Source organism: Pseudoalteromonas sp. APC 3358 (genome assembly GCF_030408075.1).
Taxonomy (GTDB): Bacteria; Pseudomonadota; Gammaproteobacteria; order Enterobacterales; family Alteromonadaceae; genus Pseudoalteromonas; species Pseudoalteromonas arctica.
In genome coordinates, this window is record NZ_JASDCE010000004.1 from 334526 (window position 1) to 360167 (window position 25642).

Below are 25642 nucleotides of genomic sequence, written 5' to 3' on the forward strand. Positions count from 1 at the left end.
GTTATTTTCAGCGCTAACTGCACTGAAAATAACTGGCTAGCAATAAATGAATTAAAATATCATTGTGGTTCAATATGTTAGTAAATCTCTTAACCAGAGTTGAGGTTAATTAAATTGCTTTGGCTTATTCGTCGTTAAAAATGCCCACGTAGGTCGCTTGCGTATTCGATTTACTTGCCCGATACATGCCAGAGGTATTAAACGGCAAGCTAATATTCCCCTTAGTATCAATAATAATAACGCCGCCAGTGCCACCAATTGGCTTAAGCACACCGTTTATAACTTCATCTCCAGCTTCAGCTATGGTTTTACCTTGATACTTAACGCGCGCACATATATCGCTCGCTACGTTATAGCGAATAAAGTATTCACCGTGCCCTGTTGCCGATACTGCGCACGATTCGTTTTCAGCAAATGTCCCAGCACCAATTACCGGCGCGTCACCTACACGGCCATAACGTTTTGCCGTCATACCACCTGTAGATGTACCTGCCGCTAAATTACCGTTTTTATCAAGCGCCACTGCGCCAACCGTGCCCATTTTGTAAGAGTTAGGCAATGCTTTGTGTGCAGCTTGGTACTCTTTACTGGTTGCTTTGGCTTTATCTAATTTTTGTTTTGCTTTTAAAAGCGCTTTGTAACGAGGCTCGGTATCAAATAAGTTATTTTCGACAAGTTCAACACCTTGCTCTTTAGCAAACTCCTCAGCGCCTTGCCCACTAAGCATTACGTGTACAGAGTTATCCATGACCAAACGCGCTAATTTAATCGGGCTCTCAATATGCTTTACACCCGCAACTGCGCCTGCTTCACGGTTTCGACCATCCATTATGGATGCATCAAGCTCATGCCCGCCATCGTAAGTGTATACCGCTCCACGCCCTGCATTAAAATAAGGCGATTGCTCTAATACTGTAATTGCCGCAGTTACCGCATCTAAACTTTCACCGCCTTGGTGCAATACTTTATAACCTGTCTCTACGGCCTCTGTTAATTTAGCGCGGTACTGCTTTTCTTGAGCGGGTGTAAATCGTGCTTTTTCTATTGTCCCTGCCCCACCATGAATCGCAATGGCAAAAGGAGTCTCTGCAGCGAATACGCTATTACTTAAAGCAAAAAGGCTGCTCGCAAGAATTGCTAATAAGGGTGTTTTCATAATGAGCTCTTTTATGGGAAAGTTATAAACTAATGTGAATGGTTGCGGGCTTAATTTCAACTAAAGTGAGTTTAATGGCATAAAAAAAGCGCCTTAAGGCGCTTTTTAAAATTTTACGTGTTTGTAATACCAATTTTATTAAAAACATGGTCATTCTAGCGTATTAAATAGCTCACTAACTACGTTGAAAATTATTTATATAGAACAACTATGTATCATAATTTTAGCCTTGTTATTGAGCCATTTTCTTATCGCTATAATAGATCACTAATTTAATGCAATTGGTATAATTAAGCTTGTTTAGCTTTTAAACGCGCTAAACGTGCTACTTGATGAGTAGACGTTAAGAAAGAATAAATTGGTGCTAAGTAACCACGTTTACGAAGCTCTAAGAAATCAGCATCGCTTAACTCGTTTAGCTTTTTCTCATCGATAAGGTAAATACCGTTGATGTCTTTTTTCTCGCCTTTAATGTCTACTGTAAGCGTTTGCGCAATTAGTAGCTCTTTATCAGCAAGGAATTTAGTGAACGCTTCAGTTACTTGAGAAAACTCAATAAAAGATACAAGCGCTTCTTTACGACGTTTTAGGTAATCTGTTTCTTCGCCGTTTTCAAATAATGCATTACCTTCGTCTTCACCAACAAGCGCACTTGCTTCGTCAATTACGATACCGTATTGATCTTGATCTGGGTGTTTAACTAAGCCCAGTGGGTAACGAGTAGATGCCATAGGTGCAAATGCTGCAGTCCATTTACCATCTTCTACAAAAAGGTTTTCGCCTGGCTCTAAGCCAAACATAGCAACAGCTTGAAAAGTGCCGCTTTCGTTGTTTTTAACGAATGACATTGGAAACTCGTTTGCTACGCGTGCAAACTCATGTGCAACTACTGGCACTAAATGTTGAGTTTTCATGAATTCTACATTGATGCCGTTTTGAATTTTAGTGTTGGCATGTTTTTCGTTGTGTAAAGGCTGTACTTGTTGCTCCGCCATGTTACTGCTCCGTTTATTTTAATTTATATGTTTCATTGTTAATACCTTTAGGCTAATGCTTTTGAGCTAAAAAAGGAAGGGAAACTTTTATGACAACGACCATGAAAAAATAAAATTTAACTAAATCTGAACGTTGCTAAAAAACATACAGCTCAAACTCATAAATTTTGTTCAAAAACAACACACTTCATGGTTGATTTTAATACAAACCAAAGTTATTCATTAACATTGGTTAACAGTTCAGGACTGTTTTTTTGCAGTGTTTAGGCTTAAATTTGAGCAAATAAAAAAGGCCGCTTATATAAGCGGCCTTTAAAAGTTAAATTAGCCCCCAAATTAAGGCGCCCAATATACTTCAATATTTATACTTGGGTGATTAAGCACAGCGCGAAGTGGCATGTCATTAACATCGCCGCCCGCTTTTGCTTGCTTATAAACAGCGAGTTTTTCTTCACCGCTAATTAAAAGCTTAACCACTTTAGATTGCGCAATGGCATTTAACGTAAGCGTCATTCGCTCAGTAATACTACCCGTCACATCACTTTGTATCGCATTAATTGCACATACTGTTTGCTCAGTTGTTAAACCGTGCTCTAAACCTTCTGCATTTGGGAATAACGACGCTGTATGGCCATCTGGGCCCATGCCTAGAATAGTTACATCGTATGGCGCTTTTAAAGCACTGTAAGCGGCTTCACACACTTCACTGCCTTGCTGCGCGGTTGCAGCATCGTTTTTCATGGTTATAAAGTTTGCAGCACTGCCAAAATTTTGTAATAACGTGCTTTTAATAAATGCTTCGTTACTTTTTTCATGGCTTGGGTCTACCCAGCGTTCATCAACCATAGCAACATCAACATGTTGCCAATCTAAATCAAGTGTTGATAAATGCTTATAAGCGGGCGCAGGAGACGAGCCACCCGACACCATTAATACAGCACGGCCATCGTTTTTAATGCCATCACGTAATGATTGCTCAAGCGTTGCAGAAAGCTCAGCTGTTAACGCATCTTTATCGTCAAAAAACTTTTCAACTAGTGTTGCCATGCTTATACCTTATCGCCTGTGTTAAACCACACGTGGCTTTTTTCTGCCAATAGTTCATCAGCATCCTCAGGACCCCAGCTACCAGCACGGTAAAGTGCAGGCTTGCCTTTGTCTTGCCAACGGTCAATGATTGGATCAATCCATTTCCACGCTTGACGAACTTCATCACGGTGAATAAATAATGATGGGTTATTTGCAGCGGCATCAAGCATTAAACGCTTGTACGCATCTGAATGGAAGCCATTGCTGTAAGCTTGTGAAAGCTCAATATTCATTGTTACTGGTTCAAGTTGCATTTGAAGGTTATCAAGACGCTTAGACATAAGCGTTAGTTGAATTGTTTCCTCTGGTTGCAAACGAATAACAAGACGATTTGGCTCGATATTACCCACGTTATCTTCGTAAATATTGTGGGATACTTTTTTGTATTCAACCACAATTTCTGCACAGCGCTTAGCCATACGTTTACCCGTACGAAGGTAAAATGGAACACCCGCCCAGCGCCAGTTATCAATATGCGCGCGAATAGCTACAAACGTTTCTGTTTTACTAGAACCTTCATTTAGCTCTTCTAAGTAACCCGGTACAATTTTACCGTTTAAGTCACCTGGTACGTATTGACCACGAACAATATTTTCATCAACATCGCCATCTACAAGCGGGCGAAGTGCTTCTAATACTTTTAGTTTTTCGTTACGAATGCTGTTAGCGTTAAGCTTATTAGGCGACTCCATTGCAACTAAACAAAGTAGTTGTAATAAATGGTTTTGAACCATGTCACGAAGTGCACCGGCTTTATCGTAAAAACCAGCACGGCTTTCAAGACCAACAGTTTCTGATAAGCTAATTTGGATGTTATCAATAGATTTAGCATCCCACATATTTTCAAACAATGAGTTTGAAAAACGTAGCGCCATCAAGTTTTGTACTGTTTCTTTACCTAAGTAATGGTCAATACGGAAAATTTGCTCTTCATTAAAAAATTCTGCAATTTTTCCATTAATTGCTTCAGCAGAATCACCGCAATAACCAATAGGCTTTTCAACAACAACGCGTGATGTAGGTGTAATTAAACCTTTAGTCGATAATATTTCACAACATGTGCCGTAAACAGCAGGCGGAAGCGATAAATAAAACACACGAGACTTAGTACTTTCGTGCTCATCTAAAATGCCTTTTAGCACATCCCAGTTGTCGTCTGCTTCTGTAACATTACTTACCACTGGCACTAAAAAAGTAGAAAACGCTTTCCAATCTTTAGCGTTAAACTCGCCTTTGCTTAAAAATTCTTGTAATGCTTTATGCGCTGTTTCTATGTATTCAGCACGTTTCGATTCTTCGCGTACTGTTGGTAGGATACGTGAGCCTTCAGGTAAGTTACCTTCTTGATATGCTCTGTACATTGCAGGTAGCAATTTGCGTAACGCAAGATCACCACCGCCCCCAAAAATTATAATATCAAAAGGATTAAGCATAGTTACTCTCTACGTTGTGATACCCAGTACACTTTATAAATGCGCGGGTATGCCTATTTATTGCTAGATTAGATGGCTTTTATAGCTGTATTTAAATAAAAGCCTGCTGAATTGTTCTGTATCGATGATTTATTATTATTTTTATCATTGCGCTTATTAAATGAGCCTTAGGGGCCCTGTATCTCCTCTCACAAAAATACAGACCCTAAGCACTCCAGCGCTACCCGTTCAAAGGTACTCGGTTTACTTACTTGCGTAAGCGAATTTTTTACTGCGTACGGTTTTGTTTGTAGTACGCCATTAAGCCGTTTGTAGAACTATCATGAGCATGTTTAACGCTTTCATCAGTGAGTTCACTCTCAATTTTAGATGCTAAACCTTTACCCAGTTCTACACCCCATTGGTCAAACGAACATATTTCTAAAATAATGCCTTGGCAAAATATCTTATGCTCATACAGTGCAATTAAACGGCCCACTGTTTTAGCATCTACTGTATCTAATAGCATAGACGTTGTAGGACGATTGCCTTGATGAATTTTATGATTTAATAACTCATCAATCTCTGCTTGCGATTTACCCTTAGCGGTTAAATCAGCAGTAACTTGCGCTGCATCTACACCACTCATCATCGCTTCTGTTTGTGCAAAGAAGTTTGATAATAAAATATCGTGATGCTTATCAACATTCACTTGTGGTTTAACTGATGCAATAAAATCTGCAGGTACAATTACATTACCTTGGTGTAAACACTGATAAAATGCGTGCTGACCATTAATACCCGTCATGCCCCAAATAATTGGAACTGTAGTATAAGGTACCGTTTCGCCTGCAAAGTTAACGTGTTTACCATTACTTTCCATTTCGCCTTGCTGTAAATACGCAGGCAACATATGCAGTGCTTGGTCGTACGGTAATATAGCTTGCGCTGTGTAGCCCAAAAAGCTCGTATTCCACACACTAAGCAATGCCATAATTAATGGTATATTTTGCTCAAACGGCGCAGATTTAAAGTGCTCGTCTATTTCAAACGCGCCTTCTAAAATTGCCTCAAAGGCGTCGTAGCCTAAATATAAAGCAATTGGTAAGCCTATCGCACTCCAAAGTGAAAAGCGACCGCCAACCCAATCCCACATAGTGAATACGTTTTCGTCGCTGATACCAAAGGCTGCCGTTTTTTCTAAATTTGTACTTACTGCAACAAAGTGTTTTGCAATTGTACTTTCATCTTTTGTTGTTTGTAAAAACCAGTCAACCGCTGTTTTAGCGTTTGTCATAGTTTCTGACGTAGTAAATGTTTTTGACGAAATAACAAATAATGTTGTTTCAGGGTCAATGGCTTTTAATATAGACGAAATTTGTACACCGTCAGCATTAGATACGTAATGAACATTTAACGTATCATCAGCAAGTGCTTTTAATGCCTCGGTTGCCATTTGTGGGCCAAGGTTAGAACCACCTACACCAATACTTACAACATCTTTTACCGCTTTACCGGTATAGCCTAACCATTTACCGCTACGAACTTTTTCTACAAACACTTTAATTTTAGCTAATTCGTTGTCTACGGCTTGTGTTACGTTTTCGCCATCCACTATTAATGGAGTGTGAGCACGATTACGAAGTGCCGTATGTAGTACTGAGCGATCCTCGGTGATATTGATTTTTTCACCGCTAAACATTTTATCGCGCCACGATGCAATATCGCATTCTTTAGCAAGCGACATTAAGTTTGCAAAAACATCGTTATCAATAAGTTGCTTAGAATAGTCGAATAATACGCCAGGTACTTGAGTCGAAAACTGAGAAAAGCGCGTGTCATCTTGTGCAAATAACGTTTTTAGATGTGTTTGTTTCATCTTAGCTGCACTTAGTTCTAGTGCTTGCCAACTTGCTAGTTGCGTTCGGTTAGACATGGAAATATCCTCTAGTTTTTTCAATCAATTGATTTAAAAATGTTTTTTATAAAAGCAAAACTCTTAACACTGCTTATTTACACTAAAATAAAGCGCCGATAGTATAACTAAAAATGCAAAAAAAGTGCTGTTTTTATAATTTTAGATGCCGATGATAACGCAATTTTTAGCTTTTGACACCGGTATCATAAAAATTTTATAAATTAATTTACCCGCAATTTTAAAGGCAACGGGATAGCTTAATCAATCAAAATGAAATATTAATGAATTTTTATCAGCACAATAATTACTTTTTATAGTTATTCACTAATTACTAGGGCTTGTTTACCTTGCGAGCAAATAAACCTTAAAAACAAAAAAATCGGCCCTAAAGCCGATTTTGTATAAGTTACAATCTTTGTTTAATTACTAAGCGCTAACCCGCCACTTAGGTTATAAACCGTTTTGTATCCTAGTTGCATTAAATTAGTTGCAGCAATTTTTGAGCGGTTACCACTACGGCATAATAAAATGTACTTGTTATTTTTGTTTAATTGCCCTTCAAATACCGCATTTGCCATTCTGCTAAGTGGTATATTTAATGTTTTTTCATCTAGCGTATTAAATAACTGAGCAACATTATTTGCTCCATGCTCATACGGCTCCCGAGTATCTATTAAATATGTATCGCTGGTGTTTAACATTACTTTAGCGTCATCAAAATTTAATTGCTGTGTATCAACCTCAGGTAACGCATTTACATAACCACACAATTGCGTGTTATCTACTTGTTTTGAAGCGTCGTACTGCTGTTTTTGTATTGCAAATTCATCAACTGAAATACTGCCGCTCACTAACGCATCAAGTAATGGCGTTTGGTTTTGCTGTACAGCCCAGTTCATGGCAAAACATTGTTGGTAGTCGTGCCCTGAGCAAATAATGCTGGTGCTATTAAGTTGCTCGCTCATTGCTAAAATAGAGCGTGCCATTGCTTTTGCATCCCCACCTATAAGCGATGTATTGCCAAGCCCTGCAGGCAGTATTAAGTCACCACAAAAACAGTAACGCGTTTCGCCATTACTGTTTTTTAATAAATAACTTACGCTATCTTTGCTGTGCCCAGGTGTAGCTACTTTTTCAAGTACGTCGTTTGCCAAGTTAATACTTGCTGTATTTAGTGGCCAACCTAGCAAATCAACCTCACCTTTTATAACTCTTGAGTCAAGAACGCTGGTTAGTAAATTAGTCGCTGACTCTCGCTCTTGATGCAGATGAGTATTAAGCACCGCCGATATAGTTAAGTTTTGTGTATTAGCTATTTTTTCAAAGCGCGGAATAAGCTCAATAATAGGATCGATAATTACAGCGTGTTTATCATCGCTCACATAAAGCCAACTACATGCACCTTGGTGCCTAAATTGAGTAAGGCCCAGTGCGCATACTTCTTGTTGTGGTGTGGTGCTGTCAGATACGATTAAACAGTTTGCCTGTAGTATTGCTTTAAGAGCGCGAATACGCACACAAGCATCATCAATATCGTGTTGTGTTGCAGCAGGTCCAAACGATAGCCTAATCGCGTTTTCGCTTTGCCACTTACTTGCACCCATTGCATCTAAAACAAAACTTGTTGATGCGCCTGTACTACAAGCCGAGCCTCCACTTACGCGAATGCCCGCAGCGTCAAATAAATCAATCACTTCTTTGCTCGTTAAATCGTTAACAGCAAAGTTAAGTGTGGTAGGCACGCTATAAGCAAAATCATGATTGAATGTAATATCGCCAAAGGTGTCTTTTATCGCGCTTTGTAACTGGCTTCGATAAGAATTAAGTACGCTAACAGACTTAAACGTGTTGTCTGATTTATCAAGCAACATACTAAATAGCTTATTTAACCCTGCAATACCGGGTAGATTTTCGGTGCCTGAGCGCATCCCACTTTCTTGACCGCCACCCGCTATAAAAGGTGTGTACGCACTGCCACTACGAATATATAAAAAGCCAATACCTTTAGGTGCATAAAGCTTATGCCCCGAAAAAGGTGCGTAATCTATTGTAGTGTCACTTAGTGCGAGCGCTTGTTTACCGAGCGCCTGCACGCAATCCACCATCCACGATACACTTTTATTACGGCTACGAATTACCTGCTCAATAGCGGGTAAATCTTGATATACACCGGTTTCGTTATTAACGGCCATGGTGCAAATCATCAAAGCATTATTAATATGCTCTGCTATAAAATCTAAATCTAAAATACCGTTACTATCAACCGGAATAGCAAGCACTTCAGCATTAACGTCAAGTACGCTATTCCAGTGCTTAAGTGTATTTGGCACCGCTTTGTGCTCAGTAGCGCCATATAACAATACGGGGTTTTTAATCGGGTGTTTTTTAGCATCAATTAACGTAGAAACCACCGCAGTTTGAATGCCTTCTGTTGCGCCAGAGGTAAATAAAATATCGCCATTACTTGCGCCAATAACTGTGTGTGCTTTTTGACGTGTTTGTTCTAATAAATGCTTGGCTTGAATACCTGTAATGTGCGGGCTTGAAGGATTACCAAAACATATTTGCATGGTATGAGAAACAACATCAGCAATACAAGGCAACACAGGGGTCGTTGCGTTTGCATCAAGGTAAACTTGTTTTACTGGCTCATCGTGCAATAAAAACTCAGACATTAAAAAACGCACCTTATTACTAAAAAATATATCTTATTACCAATAGTACATAAATTTACAGGTAATGAGTAATAATCAATTAGCACTAGAGGTGCGTTTACTATTCTTTTTTAGACTAAAAGTCTGTTTACTTAATTATTCACTGACCTCTTTACTTATCTCTTCATGCGTTGACGACCAAGCTGTTATTAGCGCTTTTACTAATGAAGCCAACGGGATGGCAAAAAATACGCCCCAAAATCCCCACAAGCCACCAAAAAATAATACCGCGACAATTATAAATACCGGATTTAAATCAACCGCCTCAGAAAATAATAGTGGCACAAGCACGTTGCCATCAAGCGCCTGAATAATTCCGTAAATAATTAAAATGGTCCAAAACTGTGTTTCTAATCCAAACTGAAACAGCGCAACTGCCGCTACCGGAATAGTGACGAGTGCCGCGCCAATAAATGGAATTAATACCGACAAGCCAACAAGCACACCAAGTAATGCGGCGTAGCGTAAATCTAAAACAGTAAATGCAATAAAAGACACACCACCAACAATTAAAATTTCAAACACTTTACCGCGAATGTAATTCATAATTTGTTGATTCATTTCGTGCCACACTTGCAAAATTAAGCGTCGTTGCTGCGGGATCAGTTTAGCAATACTCCCCGTTAGCTCCAGCTTATCTTTAAGCATAAAAAACACCAGTAACGGCACAAGTACTAAATATATAAGCCACGCAACAACATCTTTTAATGACGTAAGTGAAAACGACAATACAGTTTGACCAAACTCAATGATTTTAGCTTCTACCGTTGCAACAATAGCTTGTACTTGTTCTATGTTAATTAAACTTGGGTATTGTTCAGGTAAAGCCATTAAATAAGACTTCCCTTGCTCTAACATATGCGGAGTTTCTTGCACTAAGTTACTGGTTTGCTTCCAAAGCACTGGGCCAATAACCAAAATAAGGGTGAGCATAATGCTAATAAATATCAACATTACAATAATCGTTGCAGTAAAACGTTTTAAGCCAACGCGCTCTAAATGAACAACCGGCCAATCAAGTAAATAAGCAATAACCAATGCTACAAGCACAGGAACAATTAACGAGCCAAAAAAGTAAAGTAAGGCCACTGAGGCTAATAATAAAAATAATAAGGTAGACGAATGAGGATCCGAGAACTTCCTTTCGTACCATGTTTTTACGTATTCAAACATGTAATGGCTCCACTAATAACAACCCACGTTGTTTATCAAAATTGTAACTATAAGCATTTTTTTGCAAAAAACGTTCAATATCGTTCGCACTTTCACCTTTATCAAGACTAAAAGTGATACGTTGTTTTGAAGATTGCGCACTTCGTAGCGCAAGTTTAAACTGCACAAATTGCTGAGGGCATTTAAACTCTTTTAAATCGCGCTCTACCATAACTACTTTATCCGTATAGTAAATGAATAATAAGTCGCATATTTACGGTCAATATACTTATATACCCAAACCGTTGTAACTTTTTGTTAAAACAATACCTGCAATAGTTTATCCTTATAACATAACTAGCAGTAAGGATAAGTTAATGCCTGGCACGCATAATAAAGCGCAACTACCAAGTAATCCAACACTCAAAGAGATTAATTGGTTTAAAAAGCAAATTAACTGGGGCGAACTACCTCCTTTTTATCACCTTGTTGCCTCATCAATAAGCGAATCAGAAGGGATTTTAGATCATGGATTCGATAATGCAGTTAAACAACTTATAGATAAACGCAATTGGAACTTAGATTTATTAGAAGGCCATGAAGACAGCCTTGGTGTAATACACACTAAACATAAGCCACGTATTGCGCTGCACCAAGTTTTTACCGACAGAGGCTTTGAGCTATGGGCACAGCCTTATGCTAAAGATGTTATTGTTGACCAATACATAAAAAATAATCGCTTTATGGAGTTTAGAGTGTGGGATCCACATTCAATGAAAAACCTGATCAGAATAAGTCAGTTACATAAGTTTATTGGCTTTTATTTTGAACGGGGCGACAAAGCAGATAAAGCCATTATTTTACATGCACATAAAGTAGTACATAAAATTATTACTTTTTTGCAGCGAGAATTGAACGTTGTAAAGCTTGATGGAGTCACAATAAAAGAACTATACCAATTGTGCGAAAAAGACAGCCGTGCAAGCAGTGACGAAATAGACATAGCCAAAATTGCAATTGGCGAACAAATTAACAAGGAATAAAATGCAGCTAAAATCAGCATTTATCACTTTATGCAGTGCCGCGCTTACGTTTAGCTTATTAGTAAGCGAACCTTTAAAAGCGCAAACCAATTTTACACTTCCTGATTTAGGAACATCTGCATTACAAGCACTGCCACTTGAAAAAGAACAAGCTATTGGCGAAGTAATGATGATGCAAATACGAGGTTCATCGCCAGTAATAAATGACCCAGTGCTAGATGAATACCTCACAACTATTGGCCGTAAACTTGTTGCTAATGCTAACGATGTACGTTTTCCGTTTTCGTTTTTTTGGATAAATAACTCAGAAATAAATGCGTTTGCATTTTATGGCGGGCATGTAGGTGTACACACCGGATTAATAGCTCAAGCCGATAACGAGAGCCAATTTGCTTCGGTACTTGGTCACGAAATTGCTCACGTAACACAGCGGCACTTAGCACGTAGAATACAGCAGCAACAAGATAACAGCGCGCTGACAATTGCCGGTATGATTGCAGGTATATTAGCAACCGTTGTTGCACCCGACGCGGGTATTGCCATTATATCTGCCAGCCAAACACAATCTGCTTTTAGCCAGTTAACGCATAGCCGCTCAGCTGAGCAAGAAGCTGACCGCATAGGCATGCAAACACTTAATAATGCAGGATTTGATCCCCGTGCATCGAGTGAGTTTTTAACTAAACTTGCAGCGCAAATTCGCTATAAATACAAGCCACCAGCATTTTTGCTAACTCACCCATTACCAGAGAGTCGTGTATCAGATGTACGTTTGCGTGCAGAGCAATTTCCTGTGCGCCTTATGAATGCGAGTCTTGAGTTTAATTTAGCAAAAAGTCGAGTGCTTGCCCGCTATGACAACAAACCAGAAAACGCAGAAGATCTATTTAGAAAGCTACTGCGCGAAAACACCTACAACAACACTGCATTAAAGTATGGCTTAGCCATAAGCTTGCTTGATCAAAAAAAGCTTGATGAAGCAGCACCAATATTAGACGAGCTTTTAAAAAACGATCCTAAGAACTTATTTTATATAGATACCCATACCGATTTACTTATTGCACAAAAAAAGGCAGACGAAGCCGTTAAGTTTTTAGCGGATTTAAATCAGTATCGCCCTAATAATCAGGTAATTACACTTAACTATGCCAACTCAGCACTTGAAGCTGAGCAATATGAGCTTGCTGAAAATATTTTAAAGAGTTTTTTACTCGAAAAGCCAGATCATAACTTAGGCAAACAACTCCTTGCAGACGCGTATAAAAAACAAGATAAATTAGCCTCTTATCACGAAGCTAACGCCGATGTATTAGCGCAATATGGTGCTTATTTAAAAGCCGCAGACGAAGTACAAAAAGCACTAAACTTTGTAGAGCCTACTCAACTTGTAAAGCAACAACGTTTAAAAGCACTACTTACCCAGTATCGACTTTTACAAAAAGAGCTTGCAAGACTTTAAGTCTGCAAGCGGTTACCCTAAAATAGACGCAATTCACACTTTGGAATCATTTTATGTCTGTTACTATTTACCACAATCCACGTTGTTCTAAATCACGCGAAACGCTAGCGCTACTGCAAAGTAAAGCAATAGAGCCAAGTGTTGTAGAGTATTTAAAAACGCCTCTTACACACGAGCAAATTTCAACGCTTGTAATCCAACTTGGTTTTTCATCCGTACGTGAATTAATGCGCACAAAAGAAGATGACTACAAAGCGCTTAATTTAAAAGATGAAAGCAGTGAATCAGCATTAATAGATGCCATGGTAAAAAATCCAAAACTAATTGAACGCCCTATTGTAGTGAATAACAATAAAGCAGCGATTGGTCGTCCACCAGAAAACGTACTAAGCGTTTTATAATGAGTGCAACCATAGTGGTGCTTTATCACTCAAGCCATGGCTCCGTTGAAGCAATGGCTCACGAAATAGCAGAGTCGATAGAGCAACAAGGCGCTACAGCACTACTTCGCACCTTTGTGGCTAAAAATGCGCACGACATTGTGATCACCAAAGATGATTTGATAAATTGCGATGGTTTAGCATTTGGTACACCAACCCGATTTGGCATGATGGCCTCTCAAGCTAAAAGCTTTTGGGAAACCACCAGCGACTTATGGTTAAAAGGTCAGTTAATAGATAAGCCAGCGTGTGTGTTTTCGTCATCAAGCAGTATGCATGGTGGTAATGAAGCAACCTTACTTAACTTATCTCTGCCACTATTACACCACGGTATGATGCTACTGGGCGTGCCGTACGATGTACCCGAACTACTTGCAACACAAACAGGTGGAACACCATACGGTGCAACACACGTTGCTGGCAGCGCTAATAGTGCACAGCTAAGCAAAGACGAAATTAAAATATGCCAAAGCGTTGGTAAACGCCTTACTCACATTGCGAGAAAACTTAAATGAATACAGCTGACAACCCAGCTAAAAAGCCGATTACAGTAAAGTTTCAGCGTGCCGCACTATTTGGCTATGTAGGTTTACTTGTTCTTATTCCACTGTGGATGTATTTTGTGCCACCTCTAAGTGGTAATGCGAGTTTAGTGTCTTTATTTTTGCCTATTATTCCGTTACTACTGCCGTTAAGAGGCATAATTAAAGACAGTACATACACTTATGCGTGGGCTAACTTTGTTGTAATGCTGTATTTTATTCACGGGCTTACCATGCTGTGGGCAGCGCCAGATGAGTTAATTTGGGTATTGCTAGAGCTTGTGTTTGCCTCTTCAATGTTTATTGGTTGTACTTACTACGCAAGACACCGCGGACAAGAACAAGGTTTAAAAATCCGTAAGCTTAAAGAAGAACTAGCTGAAGAAAAAGCAGCAAATGAGCACGGTAAATAAGGCTTAACCATAAACGGTTATAAATACAAAAAACGCGCTTAAATTGCTTTAAGCGCGTTTTTTATTAGCTGTTTAAAAGTGACTAAACTAAATCACTTAAGGCAGCTAGCACCACAATACTCGCCAACCCTATTTGAGCAATTAAGCTAATAAACGAAAAGCCTCTAAGCACAAATAAACCCCAAGGGTGTTTAATATGTGGATATAACGCACAGCGTTTTAAAGTGGTCGCAAAGAAAAAACAAATCACTGCCGCCATAGTTAAACTCAGCGTCAGCTCACTTTTAATAGAGAGTGTTTCATCAAAAAAGAAGAACAACTGCAAAGGCAGCAATATAGTGACAATAGCGTGCAGCACATGTACTTTTTTAATGCGATCAAACTGCCCTTCTGGCGAAAGCTCTTTAATACCAAAGTCACGCTCTAAACATTTAACCAAGTTATTAGCTTTAATACTAACCGCCAAACGGTAACAACTTAAACCTTCTTTATTGCGCGCTCTAAAGTTATAGCCCGCTTTAATAAGCAGCACCATTAACGATTCATTTTTAGCAAATACAGCGTAATGAAGTGCTGTGTTACCTAAATTATCAACCGCTTTTTTGTCTTGCTTTGCAAGTAGCGTTTCAACCACATTTACAAAGCCTTTTTCGGCGGCCCACATAAAAGCTGTTTTATTGTTTTCATCAGCAAGAACACCTGTAGCGCCTTGCTCAATAAAACGCATTGCCATTGTTTGCTTGGCTGTTTTTTTACGCAGGTGCGTTAATAATGCTTTTTCTAGCAGTACAACAGAGTCAACATCAGGAGAAACCTGTGTAAGCAACGTAAAATAGTCTTTACCCGCTGCTACTTTTTCGCTGGCAAGTTCAGAAAGAGTATCTAAATCAGCAATAGACTCTGGAATAAACGCACTTAAGCGCTCTCTAAAATCAACTTCTTTCCAAAGGGCTAATGTATCTTTTGCCGAAAGTTTACTTTTATTATTTAGCGCATGCTCAATTAACGTGAAATAGCGTTTACTAAAAAACAAATCGACTAAAGACAGTGGCGTATCTATGGTATTTTGTGCAGCCACACTTGCGTATTTTTCTAGGCGCTGGCATAGCATAAGCACTAAGCTTTCAGGGGTGTATTCATTATCGTAGTAATGGCTTTTAACCGCACTAATATACGCTTGTGCGTCTTCGTCATATTCAGAGATATGTTGAAAGTAACATTCTTCAAATGGTTCTAGCGGGGTTAGCCATGCCAAATAATAAATAGGCGGTAACACGGTGGTGCATACACCATCGTCTTCATTTGTAGAACGACAAGCAGGCCAAGCTTCCAAAGCATCTAAAATAAAGGCACCGTTTTGTTCTACCAGTCCTTTAATAAGTAATGGGTATTCCTTTGGCCAAATCAGTACATTTTCCATTAAAACAACACAACTCCAGTGTGGCTTGGGGGTGGTAAGTTATATCAGTTTTTAGCTGACACCACGCTTAATCAAAGTGTCGATATTCTAGCACACCTTTGTTTTGCTGCTAGCGCAAAATTACGCAATAACAACAATCCTTTACTTACAAATATAAAAACGGCCAAGTACATAAGTAATTGGCCGTTTTTGAGGTTGGAGTTGGGCTTAATCAGAGCCAGACAAATAGTCTATTTACTTTTTAACTCGCTAATAACTTGATCTAAACCCACTTCAGAAATACGTTGAATAATCTCTTTTTGCTTAGCACTTAATAGTGAAATACCTTCGGCAACAATATCGTATACTTTCCACTCATCATTTTTACCTAAACGAAGCTTAAAACTTAAGTCGATTGTAGGCGCATTTGGCTCAATAATTTGTGTATTAACTGTTGCGTACTCAGAGTCACTTTTTGCGTTATTACGCTCAAATACTACTTTTTGACCTGTGTACTTCATTAGTGCACCGGCGTATGTGCCTGTTAAGTAATGCTCTACTGCATCAATAAATTGAACTGCCTGTTCGCGCTCAATGCCTTTAATGTGTTTACCTAATAATTTAAACGACACAAACTTAACATCAATATGTGGCATTAAACGTTTTTCAACAATGGCAGCCATCGCTTCTTTACTTGCTGTGCCTTTTGAATTTACTTGGCCAATGTCTGCAAATAGCTTATCGGCTACTGATTCAAGTAACTGATCTGGCGATTGCTGAGTTTGTGCAAATAACGAACTACTAAAAAAAGCAGTGGCTAAAACGAATAGTTTAAAGAGTTTCATAATTGTATATGTCTGTGTGATTAAGATGGCTGTAATTTACGCGAACTATACGCAATAAAAAAGGCACAAATAAGCAACTTATTAATGCCCAAATCGCACCAATAAAATAACTAAAATAAATTCAAGCAGTTAGAAACCTCCATTAACAGGTCATATACAACCGGCATTTTGTCCTCATTGTAATTGTTAATAGGTCGCCCTTATCATTTAGTTATCACTTGAATCAGACAAACATTTGGCACCTATGAAAACGTCACTTAAAACACTTATTATCTCTTTTGTATTAGTAGTTTCACTTTTTGGCAAACTTGCTTTTGCTCAATCGAACCACGGTTATGCCGTTGATTTTCTCAAAGGCGAAGGTAACGTAAACGGCGTTAAGCTTGCGTATCAGTATCATGCACCTAGCATGCAAAATATAATTGGTGATGCACGCTTTTACTTTGAAACCAGCGTAAATATGTGGGAATACCGCCACGGCGATGAAACACAATCAAACCTAGTACTTGCTATGTCACCTGTACTGCAATTTCCTGCCTTTAGTTTTAACAACACCCCATTTTATGTAGAGGCAGGGATTGGTGTATCACTGATTGATGAAACGCAGTTTGCCGGTAAAAACATAAGTACTCACTACCAGTTTGAAGACCGCATAGGCCTTGTTGCCGACTTTGGTCATACTAACGTTGCCCTTAGAGTTATTCACTATTCAAACGCAGGCTTTAAAGAGCCAAACCCAGGGCTTAACTTTTTAACGCTTTCGGTAGCTAGACGTTTTTAAAGTTATTGATTGCGTTTAAAATTATTGATTGTGTTTTGAGTAATTTAATTGCTGTTATAGCGTAAAACAGTCACACTTAAACGTACTAAATATTAAGTGATACTGCGATGCAAACTTGGCATATTGTAATTATTGTCGCCGTTGTTTTTGCCATTATTATTGGTAATATTGCGCTAATTAGACTCTCTGCAAAAACGGAGTTTAAAAAGCCCAACGCCAATATTAAAAATACAACAGACACAAAAAAGCCCTGATTAATCAGGGCTTTTTTAATAATACCAATTCGCTTAATTGTATTTTCGTTAATTTAGCCTACTAACCAATGCGCCATTAGCGCAATAACAGGTAAAGTAATTAGCGTTCGCAAAATAAATATAATAAACAACTCTAAAATATTTACCGGTATTTTACTGCCAAGTAAAAGTGCGCCCACCTCAGACATATAAATAAGCTGAGTTACACTCATTGCAGCAATAATAAAGCGCGTTACATCACTTTCAATTGTACCTGCAGCTAATATTGACGGAATAAACATATCAGCAAAACCAACCATAATAGTTTGCGACGCTGCTGCCGCTTCGGGTACTTGTAATAACTCTAAAAATGGCACAAACGGCATACCTAAATACTGAAATATAGGCGTATGCTCAGCAATGATCAGTGCAAATGTACCTACCGCCATAACTACAGGCAATACACCAAACACCATATCAAGCGCGTTATGTAAGCCCTCTTTTATAGTACCTTTAACACCCGTTGAGTTATCTGCTTTGGCTAATGCAACATCTAACGAATGACCAAATAAGGTTTTATGACCCGGAATTGTTTCAGCGTCTCTATCTGGCTCAGTACCATCAATCAATAAGTCTTTTTTAAAGCGCAGTGGCGGTAATCGCGGCACAATAATAGCGGCAACAATACCGGCTAAACATACCGTTGCGTAAAACGGTGCAAATAGGTATTCAAGTTTAACTTGCCCAAGCACCACTAAACTAAACGTAATTGAAACCGCTGAAAACGTAGTACCAATAATAGCCGCTTCGCGTTGTGTATAGTGCTTTTGATCGTACTGCCTTGCAGTCATCAAAATACCCACACTACCATCACCTAACCACGATGCAGTACAGTCAACCGCGCTTCTACCCGGTACACCAAATACAGGGCGCATTACTTTAGTCATTAACGTACCAGCAAGCTCTAGTAGACCAAAGTTAATTAATAGCGGCAGTAATAAGCCCGCTAAAATAAATACCGAAAACAACACCGGCAATAAGTCATTTAATACCAGCGCGCCAGTATTGGCCGAGGTAATCATCTCGCTGCCTAGGCTTAAGTACGTCATTAAACCAAACGCCATACCAAATAAGCGCACCACCAGCCATGTCCAGCTCACATCAAATAAATGCTTTAATAAAGGTGAGTTACATATAGCGGCGGGTTTAAACACTTTAGTAATTACAGAAATAACCCCTGTAATACAAATAATGAGAGTAATAATTGCTTGAGCAGAGCCAAGCATCATTGCTTGAACCGCTTTTGCCATAACGGCAATAGGAATGGTCATTCCTTGCGAGGTACTAATGGGTGTCATAAATAAAAACACACCAATTAACGAAGGAACCAAAAAAGTAAACCAAGTGCGCCACGTGTAGTGTGAACGATGAGGTAGCTGAGACATATTTATTAACCTATAAAAACCACAAAAAGAGCATAGCGCTCTTTTTGTGGTAAAACTTATTATTATTTAAATTTTAATGCCGCGCTGAATGAGTGCTGCTTCTAATGCTTGTTGTAAACCATTCATAGTACCTGGCTCAAGCGTTTCGCCTTTGTCATCCATCCACGTTAAGCTAGTACCGCCTTCTTTAGTTTTACTTACTAAAATTTGGTATTGGCCTTCATCAATAGGTAGTTGAGCTACGTCATCACCCCAAATTGAATCCCAAACACTTGTTTCAGGTTTAGTATAATCAGCAGTAATTAAGCCCGTATCTGGGTTAATTTCAACAATAGTGAACGACAAGCGCTCTAAAAATCCAGAGAAACGGTCAAACACAGCTTCGTAAGATTGCTCAGTTACAAGTGCTGCATTACCTTTGTTATCAAAGCCCATTTCAAGAGAAATAATACCTTGGCGTTTACGCATATCAACTTCAAGTTGACGGTAACGGTAATCAAACTCGCTCACTACTTGGTTAAGCGCACGTACTTCTAACTGCTGTTTTAACAAATCAGTTAGCGTATGGTCGCCTTTAAAATCAATCAGCTCTACACGTAAAGACGCAGTACGCTGATGTGACTTTTCTTCAATAGTGAATCTAAATTTTTCTAAGTCATCGTTAACTTCATCGCCCCACCACCAAAAACCTTCTTCGGTTTTAATGATTGAGTACCAATCAGTTTCAATAGTACCTAGTAGCTTGTCTTCTTTAGTGGTTCCTGCATTGTTATCAGCGAGGACTGATTGAATCGTGTCCCAAAGAAATTCATCTAAATCAGCAATGCCATCGTTTTTATCAAAATAAATACGCGCTTGTTTATCTGTCTCTTCTACCCAACTGCCTTTAGCAATTGTTAATACTTGTGCCGGTGGGCGGTAATTTGTAGCTTCAGGATTGTTGTCGTATTGACCTACATCCATTTTATAAACTGGGTCTTGAGCTGGTTGAGATAACGACGTTGGTGCTTTTACAGGCTCATGCGTACGATAGTTACGTTCGTCATGTGCCTTATTAATAAATACACTACACCCTGATAAACTTACCAATACACTTACTGCAAGTGCTTTTGGGATCCAATACTGCACAGATATTTCTCCTTAGCATACCCTTTAATTGTTTTAACAAATATATGAGTGGGTAATGCCGATTTGGTTCAGTGTAAAATCAATATTAACTTTACATTTATTATTTGGCTGCCTAAATGCAATAAAGTTCAGCACTTCAACTTAGCAATAAAACTAAGCGCAAATAAGCAAATTTTAGCTATGGTACTTTCCCGTGCCAGTAAAAACAAGAAACACCGCACTTTAAAAGCGCTTAATTAGGGTGTGCTGTAGTTTAGAGGCCTTTTTGTGTTAAACTTCGCCGCCGTGCAACTTCTCGTGTGTATTTTTGGTGTTGCCAACTCGGTTGATATAATCCAAGTAACAAGGTATTTGAACTCATGACTGCATTTTCAAATCATCAAATTGTTTTAACAGCGATTGGCGAAGACAGACCCGGTATTGTAAGTGAACTAACCCAACTGGTTAGCGATTGCCACTGCAACATTATTGACAGCCGTATTGCTATTTTAGGCTGCGAATTTACCTTCATAATGCTACTTAGCGGCGACATGTCGGCAATAAGCCGCATAGAGCACGTACTGCCAACTAAAGCCATGGAACTTGGCCTGCTAACCATGATGAAGCGCACAGCGAGCCATACTCCTAGCGAGTTTTGTGCAGGTTACACCCTAGAATACACTGGCATAGACACGCCAGGCACACTCAGCAAAGTGACCCGCTTTTTTGCCGACAATAATATTAGTATTTGCTCACTTAAGTCAGACACTTATTCTCAAGAAGACAACATTAAAATGCGTTGTGAACTTGAATTCAACATACCTGTTGATGTAGATATAGATCAATTTAAAATTAGTTTTGAGAGCCTTTCTCACACGCTAAACGTAGATTATATTTTTAAACGAATTCGTTAAGGATGCTAAACATGAACACAATTAGTCCATTACAAGCTGGCGATACTGCACCCGCTTTTAGCCTACAAAACCAAAACGACGAAACAGTAACATTAAGCGAGCTGTTAAAAGAGCAACAAGTGCTTGTGTACTTTTACCCTAAAGCGTCAACGCCGGGTTGTACTGTACAAGCCGAAAACCTACGCGATGAGCAAGCACAGCTTGCTAAATTTAACACCCGCGTTGTAGGTATTAGCCCAGATCCAATTAAGCGCCTTAAAAACTTTGAAACTAAAAAAGAGCTTAACTTTGATTTATTAGCCGATGAAGACCACGCCATTGCAGAAGCATTTGGTGTATGGGGCTACAAAAAGTTTATGGGTAAAGAGTACGATGGTATTCACCGCCTGACATTTTTAGTAGGCCAAGACGGTAAAATAAAACACCTATTTGATAAGTTTAAAACTAAAGATCACCATCAAGTGGTTTTGGATTATCTTGCAGCAGAATAAGTTAGCTACCAGCTATTAGACAAATACAGAAAAGCGTTGCTCAAGGGCAACGCTTTTTTTATGCCTATACATTTGCGCTATATAAAACTTAAATAGCAATAGAGTAAATAATTTGTTAAAACTGCCAAAGCACTTATTATTAGCACCTTGCCAATTGGATATTTAAACCTTGAATAAAAGCCTAAAATTTAAACTTTATTTAACTGCATTAATCATCTGTATTATTGGTTTTAACTTTTCAGAACCAAGTATGCAATTTTACTCAAACCCGTTTTATATCGGTAGTTTCGTTTTCGCTATTGCGCTTATAATCTCTGTAATTAATTACGCCTGCCCTGCCTGTAAGAAAAACCAAGTAATGCGCTCTATTTCTAGTTATAAGCTCCCAACTAACAACTGTTATAATTGCGGGAAAGAAATTGATGAGAAAAGTAATTAAATAGACGGAGTTATTACTGGAGAGTCTGGTATTCAGGGTTATTTATAAAGCCACTTGATATATATTAAGTTGTTGTCGTGTATTATCAACAGATACAAAGTTTGGAATAGTACCGACTAAACTTGCACCTGATTTTAAAGCAATTTTAATGCTAGCTGCATTTTGTTCCAAGCATCTAAACTCAATTACTGTAGCACTTGTATTTTTAAGTATGATTGGCACTCTTGTAATTACTTGACTGATAATACCATTTCCTTGTGCATCACTACTTAACCAGTAACCAAGCTCCGCTACATTTAACTCAGGACAAATAGACTTAACTGCAAAAATACCACTCAGGTTATCTTTATAATAAATTTTATACCACCGCGAACCATTTAGCCCGCTGTTTACTCTGTCGAGTATGTACTTTTTAGCTGATTCAATATTGTTTACCCCTTCTACCCAAGGCAAAAATTCACCTAAACTTGCCCGACTTAAATTAACAGTCTTTAAAATGTCCGCAGCATCGCTTTCCACTAAAGGAGCTAGTTTAATATGTTCTGCAATTTGGATATGCAAGTGTTCTTCCTTGTGAGTATTAATTTTTATAGTTGTAAGTTTAAGACTACAGCTCACTCTTAAGTAGCCCAAACTCATTTAACGGCTGAATAGCCTTTGAGCTATTAAAAAGATACGGAAAAGTATTGTTATAGGGCAACGCTTTTATGTTACTCACTCAAACTTTGATTAGGTAAAAGCATGATCGCGGTATGAATATGCAGTCGATAATTTTGATGTATGAAGTCAAAATTGACCCCTTTGGTTTCTTTAATTTTAGAAAGAGCAAAATTTAAGATGGATGTCTTGCTAATTCGCGGGCAAGCGCGGCTAATATTTCTGGCGATTGTTTAAAGTAATTTAGAGTTGGGACAACACCGAAAAACCTTATTGTTTTCGGTATTGTGGTTAATTTGCCTTAATTAATAGCCGTGCGAGGTTTCAGGAATTAATCTAAGCTGGCAGAAATCTCAGCCAACTCCCTATAAGAATCCAAATTTAAAGTGTTGTTGAAAATTAAAAAGCTCAATGTAAAACGTAAATATGTCGTGTTTAGCCCTACTCGACTATTACCACTTATAGTGTCACAAAGAAGTCTATATTTTTTACCCAAAACATCTGTATCACTTGTTTGGCGATAATAATCACCAAAGCTATTCAAATAGTTACATAGACTACTTTTATGCTCATAACTTTTAGATTCATTCGGAGAGTCGGAAGTCTCATAAGGCAAACTAGAATCATCAACCGATTCATAAAGTAAACGATCTCTATCATACCGTATCGATACTGGTATCTGTATATTTAATAATTTGGAGTATAACGAAAATTCAGGACAAGTACCGTTATCGATTTTTTTATTCAATATAAAGTAATCTAAAAACTCTTCATAAAGCTTAATGTTTTTTTCCATTAATGCTAATAGAATCACTAAAAAAGGACCGTCTATAGTAGCCTTTGAATTTATATTGGAAACAATTAACTCTAATCGATTTAATATTTTAATCGACTGCCTAGGTGATAACTTTAAAGCACAGAAAACATCGCAACATAGATCAAAAAAATTATCCACACTAAAGTAGATAAAAGGAAAAATTATTACTTGTCTGCCTACCAGAAATTCTTGACTAAAAGCTGAAGAATTACAGTGGTTATGTAGCAAAGCAGGAGATATCTTATTTCTTAAGATATACTTATTATCAAAGAATCGGCTTAAATATTCCTCTGCATTGAAATCAGCGCCATAGACAGCTTTTATTGTATGGGAAAGCTGCGACGTATTTGTTGCCACAATAAAAACTAAGCCTGGTATATCAAAAACATGTTTAATAGCTTCCAACATTTCTACGGCGTAGGTTGGCTTGCAGCGATCTAATTCATCAATAAAGATAAATGCAGGAAAACTATTAGTAATAGTTTCCATACCTTCAATTGGGGTATTAACGACATATTCGACCCATCGTTGAATTGCTTCTTTTAGAGTCTTTACACTCTCCTTGCTGTCAGTAACCTCTTTGCAAAAAATCTCTAAAACTCTCTCACCTGCTTTAGAAAAGTCCACGTTCTTTGAATCATTTGAAGTTTGCTGTTCCCCTTCTTCTGTTGATTCAAAAATATTAAAATCAAAACCTAAATACCTCTTCATCAACGCACTACCGATCCTCGGTGCTGCAGCTTTTACAACCTCGTTTAACTTTCTTTTTGTTTCATCAGGATCAATTTTATTAGTGAGTTGTTTTAACTGCTCAATTATTTCACTTAAGACTGTCATTAGAGGTGACTCTAGGTAATCAATTGCCCACGCATCTATGTAAACAACTGGATGATTCCCCTTTAAATCTTCACTCCACCTTTTCAAAAAATAGGTTTTACCTGCGCCCCACTCTGCATCGAGATTTAAAACGTAATTTGATAAGTTGGACTTATCAGTACCACCTTTTTCTTTAATTAAAGAAGTTAAATAAGTAGCATATTTTGCCCTATCAAGATTATCTGATGAGAACTGTTCTCCATCAATAACTTTGATTTTACTCCAGTCAAAATCCATTTTCATTTTAGCCCTCTTTAAAAAGTCGGTTATCGCTTAATCTTTATAAATTAGAGCTTTAACCATTATTAGTGGAAAATAATACTCTATACGAATTATATCGAGAATAGAACTCATATACGGTGTATTGTCGGATGGCGCTTCGCTTATCCGACCTACGTTTTCAAATATATAATGCGGGGTTATTGGGCCGTGGGTATTGGAGGTTCGTTGGAGCTCGTTGGGTTTCGCTACGCTCTACCCAACATACGTGTTTGTCTTAAATTTTTACGCAGACAAAAATGGCGTTGCCTGAGCGCTCTGCCCATGGGGTTATTTTGTCGTAGTCATGTTCAAATATGTGGATTTCGAAGTACGGTTTTAAGGCTTCTTTAAGCTCGGTATAACTAAAAGCAACCATTGGGTGCTCGTCGTGCCATACAAGTGTTTTATCTGCGGTGGTTTTTTCTATGCTGAGTTTTAATAGTTGTTTGCTGCCAGTGCCACTGTAATGCCAACCAGAGCGAAATGTGAAGAAGCTGTTTTCGCTTGTTGCGGTGTGCTCTACAAATGAATCGCTGTCGATTTTGTTTTTATCAACCGTGTTAAAACAAAATATTCCACCTACATTTAATGCGCTGTGTACGCTAGCAAGGCACTCTTTTAACTTATTAATGCCGTCGCAGTAGTGGATTGAATACAAAAAGCAGGTAATTAAATCCAATTGCTCGGTTACTTTAAACTCACTCATGTTTTGCAACGAAAATTGCGCTTCTGGGCAGCGCGTTTTTGCTTTATCTAGCATTGGCTGGTTTAAATCAAGCCCACTACTTTTATAGCCGTAATCAATAAAGTGGCGTACATGCGGGCCGGTGCCACATGCTAAATCGAGATGGGTATTTGCGCCATTACCAAAAATTTGGTGCAGCCTGTGAATAGAATTGCTTTGGGCTTGATAATCTATATCTGCGCACATTAAGTCGTAGTAATCAGAAAGGTCGGTGTAGAGTGCATTTGCGGACATATAAGCCTAGTGGTAAGTAGTAGAATATTTTTAAGTCGCGCATAGTAAACTAATTAGCACAATTA

24 protein-coding genes are annotated in these 25642 nt (G+C 38.4%); 9 read left to right on the forward strand and 15 right to left on the reverse strand.

Annotated features, from left to right (window positions below; all coding sequences use genetic code 11):
- Nucleotides 1–124: 124 nt before the first annotated feature.
- The 8 genes from QL995_RS08765 to QL995_RS08800 form a co-directional block, all read right to left on the reverse strand.
- Nucleotides 125–1156, reverse strand: a complete 1032-nt coding sequence (locus QL995_RS08765) for an isoaspartyl peptidase/L-asparaginase (protein WP_101217415.1) — start codon at nucleotides 1154–1156, stop codon at nucleotides 125–127.
- 290 nt (nucleotides 1157–1446) lie between these two features.
- Nucleotides 1447–2151 carry a SapC family protein gene (locus tag QL995_RS08770; RefSeq protein ID WP_002961447.1) on the reverse strand — a complete coding sequence of 235 codons (705 nt, stop codon included), beginning with the start codon at nucleotides 2149–2151 and terminating at the stop codon, nucleotides 1447–1449.
- Nucleotides 2152–2487: 336 nt separating this feature from the next.
- Complete coding sequence (gene pgl / locus QL995_RS08775) at nucleotides 2488–3198, reverse strand: 6-phosphogluconolactonase (RefSeq protein ID WP_007581060.1); 711 nt, start codon at nucleotides 3196–3198, stop codon at nucleotides 2488–2490.
- Between the two features lie 2 nt (nucleotides 3199–3200).
- Nucleotides 3201–4673: a glucose-6-phosphate dehydrogenase gene (zwf, locus tag QL995_RS08780; RefSeq protein ID WP_007581057.1), complete on the reverse strand. Its 1473-nt coding sequence runs from the start codon at nucleotides 4671–4673 to the stop codon at nucleotides 3201–3203.
- Between the two features lie 268 nt (nucleotides 4674–4941).
- Entirely contained in the window at nucleotides 4942–6588 is a 1647-nt protein-coding gene (gene pgi, locus QL995_RS08785; RefSeq protein WP_024591002.1) for a glucose-6-phosphate isomerase, read from the reverse strand.
- A 401-nt stretch (nucleotides 6589–6989) separates the two neighbouring features.
- Nucleotides 6990–9245, reverse strand: a complete 2256-nt coding sequence (locus tag QL995_RS08790) for an aminotransferase class V-fold PLP-dependent enzyme (protein WP_290294001.1) — start codon at nucleotides 9243–9245, stop codon at nucleotides 6990–6992.
- Between the two features lie 135 nt (nucleotides 9246–9380).
- Nucleotides 9381–10457: an AI-2E family transporter gene (locus tag QL995_RS08795; protein WP_169060373.1), complete on the reverse strand. Its 1077-nt coding sequence runs from the start codon at nucleotides 10455–10457 to the stop codon at nucleotides 9381–9383.
- Entirely contained in the window at nucleotides 10450–10668 is a 219-nt protein-coding gene (locus tag QL995_RS08800) for a sulfurtransferase TusA family protein (RefSeq protein WP_290294002.1), read from the reverse strand. Before QL995_RS08800 ends, QL995_RS08795 begins: the two co-directional genes overlap by 8 nt.
- Nucleotides 10669–10813: 145 nt before the next feature.
- Here QL995_RS08800 and QL995_RS08805 point away from each other — a divergent pair, with 145 nt between their 5' ends.
- From QL995_RS08805 to QL995_RS08825, 5 genes are read left to right on the forward strand one after another with little or no spacing between them, the layout of a single operon-like run.
- The gene (locus QL995_RS08805; protein ID WP_007581045.1) at nucleotides 10814–11479 is read left to right on the forward strand and encodes a hypothetical protein; all 666 of its coding nucleotides are present in this window, start codon (nucleotides 10814–10816) and stop codon (nucleotides 11477–11479) included.
- Between the two features lies 1 nt (nucleotide 11480).
- Nucleotides 11481–12938 carry a M48 family metalloprotease gene (locus QL995_RS08810; RefSeq protein WP_007581042.1) on the forward strand — a complete coding sequence of 486 codons (1458 nt, stop codon included), beginning with the start codon at nucleotides 11481–11483 and terminating at the stop codon, nucleotides 12936–12938.
- Between the two features lie 53 nt (nucleotides 12939–12991).
- Complete coding sequence (gene arsC / locus QL995_RS08815; RefSeq protein WP_197237051.1) at nucleotides 12992–13339, forward strand: arsenate reductase (glutaredoxin); 348 nt, start codon at nucleotides 12992–12994, stop codon at nucleotides 13337–13339.
- Nucleotides 13339–13893 carry an NAD(P)H:quinone oxidoreductase gene (gene wrbA, locus QL995_RS08820; RefSeq protein ID WP_007581039.1) on the forward strand — a complete coding sequence of 185 codons (555 nt, stop codon included), beginning with the start codon at nucleotides 13339–13341 and terminating at the stop codon, nucleotides 13891–13893. Before arsC ends, wrbA begins: the two co-directional genes overlap by 1 nt.
- The gene (locus QL995_RS08825) at nucleotides 13890–14333 is read left to right on the forward strand and encodes a DUF2069 domain-containing protein (protein WP_010555075.1); all 444 of its coding nucleotides are present in this window, start codon (nucleotides 13890–13892) and stop codon (nucleotides 14331–14333) included. The genes wrbA and QL995_RS08825 overlap by 4 nt, the downstream gene beginning before the upstream one ends.
- Before the next feature lie 82 nt (nucleotides 14334–14415).
- Here QL995_RS08825 and QL995_RS08830 read toward each other — a convergent pair whose 3' ends face one another.
- Together QL995_RS08830 and QL995_RS08835 are read right to left on the reverse strand one after the other, a co-directional pair.
- Nucleotides 14416–15753: an ankyrin repeat domain-containing protein gene (locus QL995_RS08830; RefSeq protein ID WP_010555074.1), complete on the reverse strand. Its 1338-nt coding sequence runs from the start codon at nucleotides 15751–15753 to the stop codon at nucleotides 14416–14418.
- Nucleotides 15754–15983: 230 nt separating this feature from the next.
- Nucleotides 15984–16577 carry an ABC transporter substrate-binding protein gene (locus tag QL995_RS08835; RefSeq protein ID WP_007583914.1) on the reverse strand — a complete coding sequence of 198 codons (594 nt, stop codon included), beginning with the start codon at nucleotides 16575–16577 and terminating at the stop codon, nucleotides 15984–15986.
- 244 nt (nucleotides 16578–16821) lie between these two features.
- On the opposite strand from QL995_RS08835, the gene QL995_RS08840 reads away from it, so the two are divergent.
- Both QL995_RS08840 and QL995_RS08845 read left to right on the forward strand, forming a co-directional pair.
- Nucleotides 16822–17358 carry an acyloxyacyl hydrolase gene (locus tag QL995_RS08840; protein ID WP_101163303.1) on the forward strand — a complete coding sequence of 179 codons (537 nt, stop codon included), beginning with the start codon at nucleotides 16822–16824 and terminating at the stop codon, nucleotides 17356–17358.
- 107 nt (nucleotides 17359–17465) lie between these two features.
- Nucleotides 17466–17612, forward strand: a complete 147-nt coding sequence (locus tag QL995_RS08845) for a DUF2897 family protein (protein ID WP_121954333.1) — start codon at nucleotides 17466–17468, stop codon at nucleotides 17610–17612.
- A 53-nt stretch (nucleotides 17613–17665) separates the two neighbouring features.
- On the opposite strand, the gene QL995_RS08850 is transcribed toward QL995_RS08845, so the two are convergent.
- The gene (locus tag QL995_RS08850; RefSeq protein ID WP_007583911.1) at nucleotides 17666–19036 is read right to left on the reverse strand and encodes a YjiH family protein; all 1371 of its coding nucleotides are present in this window, start codon (nucleotides 19034–19036) and stop codon (nucleotides 17666–17668) included.
- Nucleotides 19037–19102: 66 nt separating this feature from the next.
- Nucleotides 19103–20164, reverse strand: a complete 1062-nt coding sequence (gene bamC, locus QL995_RS08855; RefSeq protein ID WP_024591010.1) for an outer membrane protein assembly factor BamC — start codon at nucleotides 20162–20164, stop codon at nucleotides 19103–19105.
- 359 nt (nucleotides 20165–20523) lie between these two features.
- On the opposite strand from bamC, the gene QL995_RS08860 reads away from it, so the two are divergent.
- Both QL995_RS08860 and bcp read left to right on the forward strand, forming a co-directional pair.
- Nucleotides 20524–21057, forward strand: coding sequence for an ACT domain-containing protein (locus QL995_RS08860; protein ID WP_007583906.1), 534 nt, complete (start codon nucleotides 20524–20526; stop codon nucleotides 21055–21057).
- Nucleotides 21058–21068: 11 nt separating this feature from the next.
- Nucleotides 21069–21548, forward strand: a complete 480-nt coding sequence (gene bcp / locus QL995_RS08865; protein WP_002963124.1) for a thioredoxin-dependent thiol peroxidase — start codon at nucleotides 21069–21071, stop codon at nucleotides 21546–21548.
- A 481-nt stretch (nucleotides 21549–22029) separates the two neighbouring features.
- Here the strand turns inward: bcp and QL995_RS08870 are convergent, their stop codons facing one another.
- The 3 genes from QL995_RS08870 to QL995_RS08880 all read right to left on the reverse strand — a co-directional run bounded on the left by QL995_RS08870 (nucleotide 22030) and on the right by QL995_RS08880 (nucleotide 25577).
- Entirely contained in the window at nucleotides 22030–22626 is a 597-nt protein-coding gene (locus QL995_RS08870) for a GNAT family protein (protein ID WP_290294003.1), read from the reverse strand.
- Nucleotides 22627–22975: 349 nt separating this feature from the next.
- On the reverse strand, nucleotides 22976–24580 hold the full coding sequence (locus QL995_RS08875; protein ID WP_290294004.1) for a P-loop NTPase fold protein: 1605 nt from the start codon (nucleotides 24578–24580) through the stop codon (nucleotides 22976–22978).
- 253 nt (nucleotides 24581–24833) lie between these two features.
- Complete coding sequence (locus tag QL995_RS08880) at nucleotides 24834–25577, reverse strand: class I SAM-dependent methyltransferase (RefSeq protein WP_290294005.1); 744 nt, start codon at nucleotides 25575–25577, stop codon at nucleotides 24834–24836.
- Between the last annotated feature and the right edge of the window lie 65 nt (nucleotides 25578–25642).

Coding starts and splice junctions, on each gene's coding strand:
- QL995_RS08765 (WP_101217415.1), bottom strand. CDS start 1,156: ATGAAAACACCCTTATTAGCAATTCTTGCGAGCAGCCTTTTTGCTTTA.
- QL995_RS08770 (WP_002961447.1), bottom strand. CDS start 2,151: ATGGCGGAGCAACAAGTACAGCCTTTACACAACGAAAAACATGCCAAC.
- pgl (WP_007581060.1), bottom strand. CDS start 3,198: ATGGCAACACTAGTTGAAAAGTTTTTTGACGATAAAGATGCGTTAACA.
- zwf (WP_007581057.1), bottom strand. CDS start 4,673: ATGCTTAATCCTTTTGATATTATAATTTTTGGGGGCGGTGGTGATCTT.
- pgi (WP_024591002.1), bottom strand. CDS start 6,588: ATGTCTAACCGAACGCAACTAGCAAGTTGGCAAGCACTAGAACTAAGT.
- QL995_RS08790 (WP_290294001.1), bottom strand. CDS start 9,245: ATGTCTGAGTTTTTATTGCACGATGAGCCAGTAAAACAAGTTTACCTT.
- QL995_RS08795 (WP_169060373.1), bottom strand. CDS start 10,457: ATGTTTGAATACGTAAAAACATGGTACGAAAGGAAGTTCTCGGATCCT.
- QL995_RS08800 (WP_290294002.1), bottom strand. CDS start 10,668: ATGGTAGAGCGCGATTTAAAAGAGTTTAAATGCCCTCAGCAATTTGTG.
- QL995_RS08805 (WP_007581045.1), top strand. CDS start 10,814: ATGCCTGGCACGCATAATAAAGCGCAACTACCAAGTAATCCAACACTC.
- QL995_RS08810 (WP_007581042.1), top strand. CDS start 11,481: ATGCAGCTAAAATCAGCATTTATCACTTTATGCAGTGCCGCGCTTACG.
- arsC (WP_197237051.1), top strand. CDS start 12,992: ATGTCTGTTACTATTTACCACAATCCACGTTGTTCTAAATCACGCGAA.
- wrbA (WP_007581039.1), top strand. CDS start 13,339: ATGAGTGCAACCATAGTGGTGCTTTATCACTCAAGCCATGGCTCCGTT.
- QL995_RS08825 (WP_010555075.1), top strand. CDS start 13,890: ATGAATACAGCTGACAACCCAGCTAAAAAGCCGATTACAGTAAAGTTT.
- QL995_RS08830 (WP_010555074.1), bottom strand. CDS start 15,753: ATGGAAAATGTACTGATTTGGCCAAAGGAATACCCATTACTTATTAAA.
- QL995_RS08835 (WP_007583914.1), bottom strand. CDS start 16,577: ATGAAACTCTTTAAACTATTCGTTTTAGCCACTGCTTTTTTTAGTAGT.
- QL995_RS08840 (WP_101163303.1), top strand. CDS start 16,822: ATGAAAACGTCACTTAAAACACTTATTATCTCTTTTGTATTAGTAGTT.
- QL995_RS08845 (WP_121954333.1), top strand. CDS start 17,466: ATGCAAACTTGGCATATTGTAATTATTGTCGCCGTTGTTTTTGCCATT.
- QL995_RS08850 (WP_007583911.1), bottom strand. CDS start 19,036: ATGTCTCAGCTACCTCATCGTTCACACTACACGTGGCGCACTTGGTTT.
- QL995_RS08860 (WP_007583906.1), top strand. CDS start 20,524: ATGACTGCATTTTCAAATCATCAAATTGTTTTAACAGCGATTGGCGAA.
- bcp (WP_002963124.1), top strand. CDS start 21,069: ATGAACACAATTAGTCCATTACAAGCTGGCGATACTGCACCCGCTTTT.
- QL995_RS08870 (WP_290294003.1), bottom strand. CDS start 22,626: ATGAGTTTGGGCTACTTAAGAGTGAGCTGTAGTCTTAAACTTACAACT.
- QL995_RS08875 (WP_290294004.1), bottom strand. CDS start 24,580: ATGAAAATGGATTTTGACTGGAGTAAAATCAAAGTTATTGATGGAGAA.
- QL995_RS08880 (WP_290294005.1), bottom strand. CDS start 25,577: ATGTCCGCAAATGCACTCTACACCGACCTTTCTGATTACTACGACTTA.